This is a genomic window from Fibrella rubiginis (genome assembly GCF_017353185.1).
In the GTDB taxonomy this organism is placed as follows: domain Bacteria; phylum Bacteroidota; class Bacteroidia; order Cytophagales; family Spirosomataceae; genus Fibrella; species Fibrella rubiginis.
This window is the reverse complement of the sequence record NZ_JAFMYV010000005.1, coordinates 100,785-112,448: the sequence shown is the minus strand read 5'-3', so window position 1 is coordinate 112,448 and position 11,664 is coordinate 100,785. Positions and strand designations below refer to the sequence as shown.

Genomic DNA, 11,664 nt, shown 5'->3' with positions numbered 1-11,664 from the left:
TATCGTATAGCTACTAACCAACCCACCCGCCTTTGATCGGGTGGTATGAGAGGCACAACGATGAACAACCAACTCAACAAAGTAAAACAGGCCATTGAGCCACTGAGACAGCAGATCATCAACCATAAAGTGTATGCGGTTATCGAAGACATCGACGACCTGAGAACCTTTATGCAACACCATGTGGTGGCCGTTTGGGACTTTATGTCGCTGCTGAAAACACTGCAAAACAACCTTACCTGCACCACCGTACCCTGGTTTCCGACGGGATCGGCCGATACGCGCTACCTCATTAATGAAATCGTGATTGGCGAAGAATCGGATGTAGATGAGTCAGGTAATCGCCTCAGCCACTTCGAGTTGTACCTGAACGCCATGCAGCAGTCAGGTGCCGACACAGGCCAGATCAACACATTTACCGATACGCTCCGGCGCACGGCTGATTTTGATCAGGCTTTCACTGCCGCCAATTTCCCGGAATCGGCCCGCCGGTTTGTCGAGTTTACCTTCGAGGTCATCAACAGCCAGAAGCCATACCTGCAGGCGGCGGTGTTTACGTTTGGGCGCGAAGACCTCATTCCGGGTATGTTCCTGTCTATCGTGAGCGACCTCAACGCGAAGTTTCCCGAAAGCATGTCGACCTTTAAATACTACCTCGACCGGCACATCGAGGTAGACGGCGACCACCATAGCCACCTGGCGTTGCAAATGACCGAAAGCCTATGCGGCGACGATGCCCAGAAATGGCGCGAGGTAGAGGAAACCACCATCGAATCGCTCCAAAAACGCATCGGCCTCTGGGATGGTGTCTACGACGAAATCATGGCCCGGCGGTCGGTTATAGGTGGGGCGGTATCATCCCTGGCCGACGCAGTGCACTAAACCAACCCCCATACGCTCCGTGCCAGCAGCACGTCTTTGCCCGATTCAACATCGATGATGCGGTGCAAAAACGCGCCCGTGCTGTCGGGAGCAGCCTGCACACGAAGGCGGTCGCCCCAGTGGGTTTCGGCTTTGTATACCACGTCTATCTCGACCAACTCACTCGTTTCCAGTGCGTTGTGACCAGTACTGTCATCACCCAGCTGTTCCAATACCCACTGGATGTAGGTTACGTTGTTGACGTGCTGATTCTGGTCGATACTAAACCAGCCCACCTGCACCGTCTGTTCCTGCGTGGGCGTGAACGGCTGGGTTTGAAAGGTTGGTTTCAGCGGCAGTTTCGGCATGGGGCCGATGGCCGGGGGCAGGGGTATCTGGCGGATGAAATCAGGCAGGGGGGCCATCGCCCGTTTTTCGGTCGAAAAAACCAGCCAGGTACTGGTGGCTTCGGCCAGCAGCGTACCGTCCTGTGCCGTGACCTGGAAATCGCGGTAGATAAAATACTTCTCGACCGCCGTGGGGTAGGTACTCACCTGGATGGTGTCGCCGAAGCGCGGGTACTGGTGCATCCTGAGCTGAAAACGCATGAGCATCCAGCCATAACCCCGCACCTGCAAATCACCGATACCAATGCCGTATTCAACCGCGTTCAGGCTGGCCGACTCCTGCATCAGGTTCATCAGCGCCGGAACACTCAGCCGCCCGAAAGCGTCGCATTCATACCCGCGCAGGGTATAGGTATCGGTCTGGATTAAGAGCATAAAGTATATTTCATGTCTAAAGTCTAAGGTCTAAAGTTGGCTTACGCGAGCGTATTCCTGCGTAAGCCAACTTTAAACCTTAGACTTTAGACATGAAACTTATAAAGTGTATGCCCGGATGAGCAACCCGCCCAAAATAGCACCAATGATGGGGCCAACGACGGGAATCCAGGAATAACGCCAGTCCGATGAGCCTTTGCCGGGAATGGGCAGCAGGGCGTGGGCAATGCGTGGAGCCAGGTCACGCGCCGGGCTGATGGCGTAGCCCGTTGGGCCACCCAGCGACAGGCCAATGCTCCAGACCAGTACGCCCACCAGGTAGGGGCCTACGCCAATGGCCAGTACCCCCAGCGCTTTCGACGAGATACCCGCCAGGCCCATAATGAGCACCAGCGTGGCGATGGCCTCGCCCGTGAGGTTGGCGCCCGTTTGCCGAATAGCGGGCGCGTTGCAGAAAGCAGCTAGTTTAGCGGCAGGGTCGGGGGTTACTTTCCAGTGAGGTAAGTACATGATATAGACCAGAACAGCCCCCAGAAATGCCCCCAGCATCTGGGCCGTGATGAACGGAACGATATGGCTGTAATCGTTAGTCGCCACGGCAAACGCCACCGTCACGGCGGGGTTGAGGTGAGCGTCGACACTGCCGAAGGCGCGGGACACGAAGATGCCCATGGTTACGGCGAAAGCCCAGCCCGTGGTGATCACGATCCAGCCGCTAGCATGGCCTTTGGTTTCTTTAAGCACCACATTGGCCACTACGCCATCGCCTAATAAAATGAGCACCATCGTGCCAATGAGTTCGCCAAGGAACGGAGAGGTATGCATGAAACGGCAGGTTTAGGAGAGGAAAAATCTATCTTTATGCAAGTTTAATCAAAGATTTTAACCCCGGCCCATACCCTTTCGATGAAAGCCATTCAATTTGAACAGCCCGGCAAACCCGCCGAAATCTTAAAGTCCGTTGAAAAAGACCTGCCCCAACCCGGCGCAGGCGAAGTACGTATAAAGGTGGGCATGAGCCCCATCAACCCGTCCGACATTATGTTCGTGCAAAACCTCTACGGCATCCGGCCACAATTGCCGTCGGGGGCGGGTTTCGAGGGCATGGGCACAATTGACGCCGTGGGCGAGGGCGTGATCATGACCACGGGGCAGCGGGTGAGCTTCACCAGCGTAGGTACCTGGGCTGAATATGCCATTGCCCACCACAAAAGCCTTATTCCCGTACCCGACGAGATGCCCGACGAAGTAGCCGCGCAACTCTTCGTAAACCCGTTTACGGTGGTGGCCATGGTGGAAGAATCGGGCGTGAAACCCACTGCCGACAGTGCCGATGGGCCACACGAGTGGCTGATGCTGACGGCCTGCGGATCGGCGTTTGGCAAAATGGCTATTCAGCTTTGCCAACAGCGCGGCATCCGCACCATCGGCACCGTCCGCCGCGACGATTTGAACGATGAGCTAAAAGCACTCGGCCTGACCGAAGTGATCAACATTGAAACCGAGGACATGGCTACCCGCGTGAAGCAGATCACCAACGGACAGGGTGTGACCTGCGTGCTCGACGCCGTGGGTGGTCATACCGCCACCGAGGCCATCAAGTGCCTCGGCAAGGGTGGCACCATGCTCATCTACGGCCTGATGAGCATGCAGGACCCCACGCTCAACGCAGGCCTGATGATTTTCCGCGAATTGACCATCCGGGGATTCTGGCTCACCGACTGGATGCGCCGCGTTGACCCAAAAATACGGCAACGTGTTGCTGGTGAAGTCATTACATTGTTATCTTCGGGAAAAATCAAGCTCCCCGTAGAAGCTACCTACGGCCTCGACGATATTGCCAAAGCGGTCGAGCACGCCGACGCCCCCGGCCGCTGGGGTAAGATTTTAGTGCGCCCAGTCTAACGGAGCGATTTGCTCCGTTTTTTCATCGAAACGAACGGAGCAACGCTCCATTAGACATTCCCCATGAACCTGCTCAAAAAACTCGGTTTTTTGTGGTCCTACAGTGTGCTGCTGGTCATTGTGGGCAGCTACTACCTGGGCGGTCCCAACTGGGCGGTGGCGGGGATAGGCTATGTCTACGTAGGCATCCCCCTGCTCGACTGGCTCATGGGCGAAGATCACAGTAACGTTAGCCACGAACAGTTTGAGGCGGTGTTGAACGACCGTTTTTTCGACGTTATCGTCTACTCTTTCGTCTACCTTCAGTATGGCCTGTTGGTTTGGGGTGGGTACGTCATCTTGCACGACGGCCTGGCGCTTTGGCAGCAAATCGCGCTGACATACAGCATCGGACTGTTCGGCGGCACCATCATTAACGTAGCCCACGAACTGGTTCACCGCAGCAGTCGGGTAGCTCTTTTTCATGCCAGACTGGCCCTGGCGTCAGTCTGTTACATGCACTGGGGTCTCGAACATGTACAGGGGCACCACCGCCACGTAGCCACCCCCCAAGACCCTGCCACCGCCCGTCGGGGGCAGACGCTGTATAGTTTCTGGTGGCAGTCGCTGATAGGCGGATACCGGTCGGCGTGGCAGATCGAGAAGCGGATGCTGGCCAAAGCGGGTAAACCGTTCGGATCATGGCACAACCAGCTAATTGGGTTTGCTCTCTGGCCCACGCTGCTTTGCACACTGCTCACGATGGGGTTGAGCCTGTATCTGGGACACATGGCGTGGGCGTTTCCATTGTTTTTTGTAAACCAAAGCCTTGTCGCTATCCTGCTGCTCGAAAGCGTGAATTACATCGAGCATTACGGCATCGTGCGGGCCAAAATTGCCAACATGCCGGGCCAGCCGGTTCGGTACGAACGGGTAAACCCGCTACACTCCTGGAACGCCAGTCAGGTTGTGAGCAACATGGTGCTGTTTCAACTCCAGCGCCACTCCGACCACCATGCCTACGCCGCCCGCCCCTACCAGGTACTCCGCCATTTCGACGAAAGTCCGCAATTGCCCCACGGCTATGCCCAGATGATCCTGACGGCCATGATACCCCCACTCTGGTTCCGCATCATGGACGCCCGCCTCGACGCCTGGCAAGCTCAGGCCGTCAATGCCGAAACCATTACGCAGGTGGTACGGCAATATGCGTAATTGTCTAACGGAGCGATTTGCTCCGTTTTTTGCCTCTACAACTAAGCAAAAACGGAGCAAATCGCTCCGTTAGACAATTACCTTCGTGGTCTCAACTTGATGTCCATGAAATCTATCGTTTACGCTTTATCTCTTCTGTCGTTACCCGTTTTTGCCCAGACTACCTCGCTCAACCTTATTCCACAACCACAGTCGGTGGTGCTGGGTACGGGGAAGTTTACGATTACCCCTCAAACCCAACTGGCCGTGCTCACGCCCATTCGTGAGGTGCGCGACATGGTGCAAACCAACCTGCCGGGCCTGAAAATCAACGATCTGGCCAAACCCACCAGCAACATTACGGTCCGGCTGGCACAACCCCGTGGCGCGGTGCTTGGGCCGGAGGGCTACGAGCTGATCGTGTCGCCAACGGGCATAAAGCTTACGGCCCCCCAAGCAGCGGGCTTGTTTTACGGCCTGCAAACCTTGCGGCAACTCCTCCCCGCCAACCGCGAACGACCCGGCTTTCGTTTTGCCAGTACCGTTCCAAAAGCCACTACGACTATTCCCGCGCTCACCATCCGCGATCAGCCGCGCTTTGGCTGGCGCGGCATGATGCTCGACGTGAGCCGGTCGTTTTTCACGAAAGACTACGTAAAGCGATTCATCGACCTAATGGCGCGTTACAAATACAACGTTTTTCACTGGCACCTCTCCGACGATCAAGGCTGGCGGGTAGAGATCAAAAGTCTGCCCCGTCTCACACAGGTGGGTGCCTGGCGGGCGCCACGCATGGGCCGCTGGTGGGATAGACCCAATCCCGTGCCCGGCGAACCGCAGACGTACGGTGGTTTTTACACCCAGGACGACGTCCGCGAGGTGGTGCGCTACGCCCAGGAACGGCACATCATGGTGGTGCCCGAAATCGACATGCCGGGTCATATGCTGGCCGCTATTGCTACCTATCCGGACCTGACGTGTAGCGGAAAACAGGTACCTATTTACCCTAATGGTAAGTTTTATAAGCTGGAAGACAACACGATAAACCCCTGCAACGACAGCACCTACCTCTTTGTCGACAAGGTGCTTGGCGAAATTGCACGACTCTTTCCGGGTCCCTACATCCACGTGGGTGGCGACGAGGCGTTCAAAGGTTTTTGGGCCAACTGCGACGCCTGCAAGCCCGTTATGGCGGCCAACGGGCTGAAAACCGTGGAAGAGTTGCAGAGCTATTTCATCAAGCGCGTCGAGAAGATTGTGCAGAGCAAAGGCAAGCGGCTCATTGGCTGGGACGAAATTCTGGAAGGCGGGCTGGCTCCCAACGCCACCGTCATGAGCTGGCGGGGCATGAAGGGAGGCACCGAAGCCGCCAAACAGGGACATCATGTAATCATGACGCCCTACCAGAATTGCTACATGGACCTCTACCAGGGCGACCCCTCCAGCGAACCAAGTACCTACGGCCTGAACCGGCTGACGAGTTCCTACGCCTTTGAACCCGTTCCCGACAGTGTCCGCGCCGAGTTGATTCTGGGTGGACAGGCCAACCTCTGGACCGAGTCAGTACCGACCACGCGCCACGCCGAATACATGCTGTGGCCACGTTCATTCGCTACGGCCGAAGTGCTGTGGTCGCCGAAAACAACGCGCAACTGGCCCGATTTCATTCGCCGGGTAGAAAGCCATTTCACCCGGTTTGATGCGGCAGGGATCAACTATAGCCGGAGTTATTTGAATCCGTTCGTGACTATTCAGCGGCAGGCGGCCATTCGGGTCAACACGCTTGGCCTGATCGTGCCCAGTTTGCTTAAGATTACTATTGGTCATGAACTGGCCGGGACAGACCTTTTCTACACGACAGACAATACGGTTCCTGACTCATTGTCAACACGTTACGTTCAACCATTTGTTTTCCCGAAAGGGGCCGACCGCCTGCGCATTATCGCCTACCGCAACGGTAAACCCGTTGGTCTGCCGCTGAATATTCCGGTAGCCGATTTGGAGGCAAGAGCGAGGTGAAAGAATGTACAATGTATAATGCACAATGTACAATGACTTACGCATCAGCGTAATCAGGAGGTGCTAAGTCATTATACATTGTGCATTATACATTGTACATTCCCTTTCTCATGTCTACAACCATCGCTCCGCTGGCCGAGAGCCTGCCCCTTTTTATTGAGCAACAACATCCATCGGCCATTGCCGTGTTGGTGGACAACCATACGGCCAGGCACTGCTACCCACTGGTGAAATCACTGTTGCCGAAACACATGCTCATCCGGATTCCGGCGGGCGAAACACACAAGCACCTCGGCACCTGCGAGACCATCTGGGCCGCACTGACCAAAGCTAATGTCGACCGGCACGGGCTGGTTTTGAATTTGGGGGGTGGGGTTATCGGCGATATGGGTGGCTTTTGTGCGGCTACCTACAAGCGCGGCATTGCCTTCGCGCAGTTGCCTACCACGCTGCTGTCGCAGGTAGATGCGAGCGTGGGCGGGAAACTTGGCATTGATTTTCAAGGCCTTAAAAACCATATCGGCGTATTTCAACTGCCCGACGCAGTATTGATCGACCCGGCTTTTTTGCAAACTCTCCCCCCCCGCGAACTTCGGTCGGGGTTTGCCGAGGTAATCAAGCACTGCCTTATTGCCGATGCCAATGAGTGGGACCGCCTTCGGCACTATGACCTGGACGATATTGACTGGGCAACGACCGTGGCACATTCGGTGACCATCAAAGAACAGGTGGTGGCGCAGGACCCTACCGAGAAAGGGCTACGCAAGATTCTGAACTTTGGTCATACGCTGGGTCATGCCGTGGAGACGCATTTTCTACACCGCCCCAAAGGCCGCTTACTCCACGGTGAAGCCATTGCCGCCGGGATGATTATGGAAGCTTACATCGCTTTCCGGAAGGGCATGATCACTGATTTACACCTTGAAGCAACCGAAGAGTATCTCTTTGCCGTATATGGTCGGGTACCCCTTACCGAGCGTGACTTCGACCCCATTCTGGCACACACGTTGCAGGACAAAAAAAACCGCGCCGGACAGGTTCGTATGGCCCTTATCGACGGGCCGGGACGGTGTGCCTACGACATACCGGTTAGTAAATCTGCCATGCGCGAAGCCCTTGAGTATTACGTCGGTAACTAAATTGTAAAGTTTGCGCGTTGGGTGTTGCCGGGCCAAACATAAGTCGGTATCTTACGGTTCTAAGCATATATTTTTTCGTCAATTTCAACTTCACAGAACAATTAGCAACAACATTTACCCACATGGTTATGAACCGATATATTGGCGTCTTTGTCGTGCTGGCTTTGGCTGGTCTGAGCATGGTTTGCTGCTCGCCCGGTGGCGGCCGCTTGTTTGTCGAACATGACTATAGCTACGAAGGTCACTTCAAAGACTATAAGTCGTTCAATTTTCTGGAGTGCGAATTCATCGACTCTACCCTACTGTGTTCCGACATTCAGGATGCAATCAGGCACCAGATGGAAGCCCGCGGGTATCGTGTCAGCAACCGTAGTCCAAACCTGCTGGTATCCTACAACATTTTCCGTAGCGACCTTCGGTTCCGGGGCTACCAGCAGCCGGTAATCAAAGACTGGGTGGTGCGCGAAGATGACGATGCCACCTACAAGCGTATCGACTATAACCTCGACGAGGGCACACTGATGATCTCGCTTATCGACGCCGAAACGTATCAGGTGATCTGGAAAGGGTACGCCTCGAAAATGATGCGCAACCCCAATTTCAAGAATAACTATTTCAAAGGCATCGTCCGCTCCATCTTCGACCAGTACCCCCTGATGGCCACTAACAACGGCAGCTCGGGATACGGAAGGTGAAGGGGGTTTTAACGTTCAAAATCTAAGGTTCAATGTTGCTTCGCTTACTACCCGTTTGAGCGCGAAGCAACATTGAACCTTAGACTTTGAACGTTAAACCTCAATACTCCGCCATCTCCTCGTGCACGTAGCACCAGACCCAGCGTTCGCCGGGTTCAGCCGAAGCCATAACGGGGTGTTGCGTACGGTGAAAATGTTTGGTGGCGTGCTTATTAGGCGACGAATCGCAGCAGTGCGTGCCGCCACATTCCTGACAGGTGCGCAGATGCACCCACGACGAGCCGGTTTTGATGCACTCGTCGCAAACCAGCGCCTGTGGCTGCTTTATGTCGGAGAGTGACGCCAGTTCACTACAAAGTTTTTGCTGAGCCATAATCGATTGGGTTTCGAGGTAAGCGAAGATACATGTTTTACTAAAAAGGGCCACTGCTAGTAGCAGTGGCCCTTTTTAGTAAAAATAGTACGTTATTGCCAGCCTACTGACTACTGCTATTACTGCTTCGTCTGCTGCCCGTTTGGACCTGTCTTGAGCGGATCTTTGCTGGCTCCCTGGGTGGTTTTGTTGCGTTTGGCGGCATCGGTGTAGGAACCTTCGCGTTGCGCACGGTCAGTAATACTAACCGGCGACGCCCCCTGTGAAGGTGCGCCATTGGCTCCCGTTTTTTTACCATCACCTGGCTGGCTGCCTGGTGCTGAGGCCGATTGGCTTCTGGCGTTGGAAGCCATAGCGGCAGCCCTGCTTTTGGGTTGTACCGAACGGGCTTCTTTAGCGCGTGTACCCCGTGCGCCCCCCGGCGAGGCAATGCTCGCGTCGCCTTCTGAGGTGCTACCCTGCGTTTTCATAGGTGCCTCTGGTGCTTTACCAGCGTTGCCATTATTGGTGCCAGCAGCGCCAAGTGTTTGCCGCTTCGCCGCCGACTCATTCATCATGGCCTTGCTGATGGCTTTATCCTTGGCCGTAGGTTGTGTTTTTGCCGTGGTAGTTGGGTTGCCCGATGTGCTGGTACTTGTTGGTTTGGTACCCCGTACCTGATCCTGCCCCATTGCCGCTTTCTGGCTGTATGATTTATCCTGACCACCGCTGCCACTTTTCATGGTAGCTTCCTGATTACCACTGATTTTTGTACCGTCATTCGATTTAGCAGCGCCCGCTTTAGGAGCAGCACCTGACGGAGCCGAACCTGCCTTGGCGCCACCACCCGCACTACCCGATTTGGCGGCGGGCTTGTCACCACCCGGAGAGGGTACGTTGGTTTGCGAGGTAGGCGAAAGGTTCGTGTTACCATTGCGCGACACACCATTCTGCATTTTTGTGCTGCCTTTTGGCCCCGGATCGGCGCTGCCTTTGCGCTGTAAACCATCTTTTCCTGACGTATTGCGCTGTCCTGACTGGCTGGCATTATTACCACCCGTGCTTTGCGATTGTGTCTGCGCTACAGCTGCCGTAGTCAGTAGCGAAGCCATCAAGAGGGTGGCTATCCAAATTCGTTTCATGTCGTTGAGTTGATTAGTCTATTCAGTAAGTAAACTACTGGCGCGGGTGGTTGTTTGCGAAACCGACCGATCCCGTCTGTGCTTCGGAACTTTACCCGCACGGGGCGGTTTCATCCCGGTAGGCAATGACCGAAAATTGACGCACTTATTGAGTTGAATACGTCTACCCCTCCCGATACGTCCGACGAGACCCCGGCCCTGCCCCGGCGGCTGAGTCTGCTGCAAGGCACCGCCCTCAACATGATCGATATGGTGGGTATTGGGCCTTTTGTGGTGTTACCGCTGGTGATGAAAACCATTGGCGGGCCGCATTTTCTGCTGGCCTGGGCCCTGGGGGCACTTATTTCGCTGATCGACGCCTCGGTGTGGTCGGAATTAGGCGCGGCGTTTCCACAGGCAGGAGGCAGCTACCGGTTCTTGAAAATCGCCTACGGCGAGCAGAAACTCGGACGGCTGATGTCGTTCCTTTATGTCTGGCAAACGCTGATTCAGGCTCCGCTGGTGGTGGCGTCGGGAGCCATCGGTTTTGCCCAATATGCTTCGTATCTGTACCCACTCGACGACCTCACCCGTCGGCTGGTGTCGGGCGGGGTGGTACTACTCGTCATTGCCCTGCTCTATCGCCGTATCGACGGTATTGGGCGCATCAGCGTGTTGCTGTGGCTGTGTGTATTGGGCACGATGGGCTGGCTCATTTTGGGCGGGCTTATGAATGGTACCCACCCCGTTGGTCAGCTTCTTTCCGACGCTTGGACCGCTACCGAAAATGCCTCACCGCTGGTGTTGGCAGCTACCGTTGGAGCAGCCTCGGTCAAGACAATCTATTGTTACTTAGGCTATTATAATATTTGTCACCTCGGCGGTGAGATCCAGAAACCCGAACGAAACATCCCGCTGAGCATGTTTTTGTCGGTCATTGGCATTGCCATTTTGTATAGCCTGCTGAACCTTAGCGTGGCGAGTGTATTGCCATTTGAAAAAGCCGCCAACAGCCCATTTATCGTGAGCACCATGGTCGAAACAATGTATGGTTCCGGGGCGGCGCGGTTCGCCACGCTGCTGGTGCTGATCGTGGCGTTTTCGTCGTTGTTTGCCGTGCTGCTTGGCTATTCACGCGTGCCCTATGCGGCGGCGGTGGACGGGCAGTTTTTTTCGGCTTTTGCCAAACTGCACCCCACGCGGCAATTCCCTTATGTGTCACTACTCTTTCTGGGTGGCCTGGCGTTTGTGTTCAGTCTGTTATTCAAACTCTCGAACGTGATCACCGCCATACTGGCTATGCGGGTGGTGGTGCAGTTTATTGGGCAGGCCGTGGGGCTCTTGTTGCTGCACGGTCGCTCCCGCCAAGCCGGGATAAACGCCTCACAGGCCGGGCTACCTGCCGTGACGTTCCCGTTCCGCATGCCGCTCTACCCCGTCCCAGCTTTGCTGGCCATTGCCATCTGGGTGTACATTTTCTATTCCACGGGCCGCGACTACATGCTGTCGGGCGGGTTGGTGATGGCACTGGGAATGGTTGCTTACTTTATTTCGGCCAGGGTGAAGCGACGTTGGCCGTTCGGGTAAAACCCGGCTACCCGTGGCCTTTTCATGGCG

The 11,664-nt window shown here is 55.4% G+C and carries 11 protein-coding genes; 7 read left to right on the top strand and 4 right to left on the bottom strand.

Annotation, left to right across the window (positions count from 1 at the left end; translation table 11 throughout):
• Positions 1 to 60: 60 nt before the first annotated feature.
• Complete coding sequence (locus J2I47_RS11605) at positions 61 to 882, top strand: DUF3050 domain-containing protein (protein WP_207364748.1); 822 nt, start codon at positions 61 to 63, stop codon at positions 880 to 882.
• Here the strand turns inward: J2I47_RS11605 and J2I47_RS11600 are convergent.
• Both J2I47_RS11600 and J2I47_RS11595 read right to left on the bottom strand, forming a co-directional pair.
• Positions 879 to 1,643, bottom strand: coding sequence for an acyl-[acyl-carrier-protein] thioesterase (locus tag J2I47_RS11600; protein ID WP_207364747.1), 765 nt, complete (start codon positions 1,641 to 1,643; stop codon positions 879 to 881). The genes J2I47_RS11605 and J2I47_RS11600 overlap by 4 nt on opposite strands.
• 99 nt (positions 1,644 to 1,742) lie before the next feature.
• On the bottom strand, positions 1,743 to 2,468 hold the full coding sequence (locus J2I47_RS11595) for an MIP/aquaporin family protein (RefSeq protein ID WP_207364746.1): 726 nt from the start codon (positions 2,466 to 2,468) through the stop codon (positions 1,743 to 1,745).
• Positions 2,469 to 2,549: 81 nt separating this feature from the next.
• Here J2I47_RS11595 and J2I47_RS11590 point away from each other — a divergent pair, with 81 nt between their 5' ends.
• From J2I47_RS11590 to J2I47_RS11570, 5 genes are all read left to right on the top strand, one after another.
• The gene (locus J2I47_RS11590) at positions 2,550 to 3,548 is read left to right on the top strand and encodes a zinc-dependent alcohol dehydrogenase family protein (protein ID WP_207364745.1); all 999 of its coding nucleotides are present in this window, start codon (positions 2,550 to 2,552) and stop codon (positions 3,546 to 3,548) included.
• A 63-nt stretch (positions 3,549 to 3,611) separates the two neighbouring features.
• Positions 3,612 to 4,742: an alkane 1-monooxygenase gene (locus J2I47_RS11585; protein WP_207364744.1), complete on the top strand. Its 1,131-nt coding sequence runs from the start codon at positions 3,612 to 3,614 to the stop codon at positions 4,740 to 4,742.
• A 105-nt stretch (positions 4,743 to 4,847) separates the two neighbouring features.
• Positions 4,848 to 6,740: a beta-N-acetylhexosaminidase gene (locus tag J2I47_RS11580; protein WP_207364743.1), complete on the top strand. Its 1,893-nt coding sequence runs from the start codon at positions 4,848 to 4,850 to the stop codon at positions 6,738 to 6,740.
• A gap of 110 nt (positions 6,741 to 6,850) precedes the next feature.
• Positions 6,851 to 7,879, top strand: a complete 1,029-nt coding sequence (gene aroB, locus J2I47_RS11575) for a 3-dehydroquinate synthase (RefSeq protein WP_207364742.1) — start codon at positions 6,851 to 6,853, stop codon at positions 7,877 to 7,879.
• A 128-nt stretch (positions 7,880 to 8,007) separates the two neighbouring features.
• Positions 8,008 to 8,574: a DUF4136 domain-containing protein gene (locus J2I47_RS11570; RefSeq protein ID WP_207364741.1), complete on the top strand. Its 567-nt coding sequence runs from the start codon at positions 8,008 to 8,010 to the stop codon at positions 8,572 to 8,574.
• A 100-nt stretch (positions 8,575 to 8,674) separates the two neighbouring features.
• On the opposite strand, the gene J2I47_RS11565 is transcribed toward J2I47_RS11570, so the two are convergent.
• The gene (locus tag J2I47_RS11565; RefSeq protein WP_207364740.1) at positions 8,675 to 8,947 is read right to left on the bottom strand and encodes a UBP-type zinc finger domain-containing protein; all 273 of its coding nucleotides are present in this window, start codon (positions 8,945 to 8,947) and stop codon (positions 8,675 to 8,677) included.
• Between the two features lie 119 nt (positions 8,948 to 9,066).
• Positions 9,067 to 10,068, bottom strand: a complete 1,002-nt coding sequence (locus J2I47_RS11560) for a hypothetical protein (protein ID WP_207364739.1) — start codon at positions 10,066 to 10,068, stop codon at positions 9,067 to 9,069.
• Between the two features lie 153 nt (positions 10,069 to 10,221).
• On the opposite strand from J2I47_RS11560, the gene J2I47_RS11555 reads away from it, so the two are divergent.
• Entirely contained in the window at positions 10,222 to 11,634 is a 1,413-nt protein-coding gene (locus J2I47_RS11555; protein WP_229374534.1) for an APC family permease, read from the top strand.
• The last annotated feature ends 30 nt before the right edge of the window (positions 11,635 to 11,664 follow it).

Excerpts from the sequence above, each read along its gene's own strand:
- J2I47_RS11570 (WP_207364741.1), top strand. The coding sequence starts at position 8,008 with ATGAACCGATATATTGGCGTCTTTGTCGTGCTGGCTTTGGCTGGTCTG.
- J2I47_RS11595 (WP_207364746.1), bottom strand. The coding sequence starts at position 2,468 with ATGCATACCTCTCCGTTCCTTGGCGAACTCATTGGCACGATGGTGCTC.
- aroB (WP_207364742.1), top strand. The coding sequence starts at position 6,851 with ATGTCTACAACCATCGCTCCGCTGGCCGAGAGCCTGCCCCTTTTTATT.
- J2I47_RS11580 (WP_207364743.1), top strand. The coding sequence starts at position 4,848 with ATGAAATCTATCGTTTACGCTTTATCTCTTCTGTCGTTACCCGTTTTT.
- J2I47_RS11560 (WP_207364739.1), bottom strand. The coding sequence starts at position 10,068 with ATGAAACGAATTTGGATAGCCACCCTCTTGATGGCTTCGCTACTGACT.
- J2I47_RS11565 (WP_207364740.1), bottom strand. The coding sequence starts at position 8,947 with ATGGCTCAGCAAAAACTTTGTAGTGAACTGGCGTCACTCTCCGACATA.
- J2I47_RS11585 (WP_207364744.1), top strand. The coding sequence starts at position 3,612 with ATGAACCTGCTCAAAAAACTCGGTTTTTTGTGGTCCTACAGTGTGCTG.
- J2I47_RS11605 (WP_207364748.1), top strand. The coding sequence starts at position 61 with ATGAACAACCAACTCAACAAAGTAAAACAGGCCATTGAGCCACTGAGA.
- J2I47_RS11600 (WP_207364747.1), bottom strand. The coding sequence starts at position 1,643 with ATGCTCTTAATCCAGACCGATACCTATACCCTGCGCGGGTATGAATGC.
- J2I47_RS11590 (WP_207364745.1), top strand. The coding sequence starts at position 2,550 with ATGAAAGCCATTCAATTTGAACAGCCCGGCAAACCCGCCGAAATCTTA.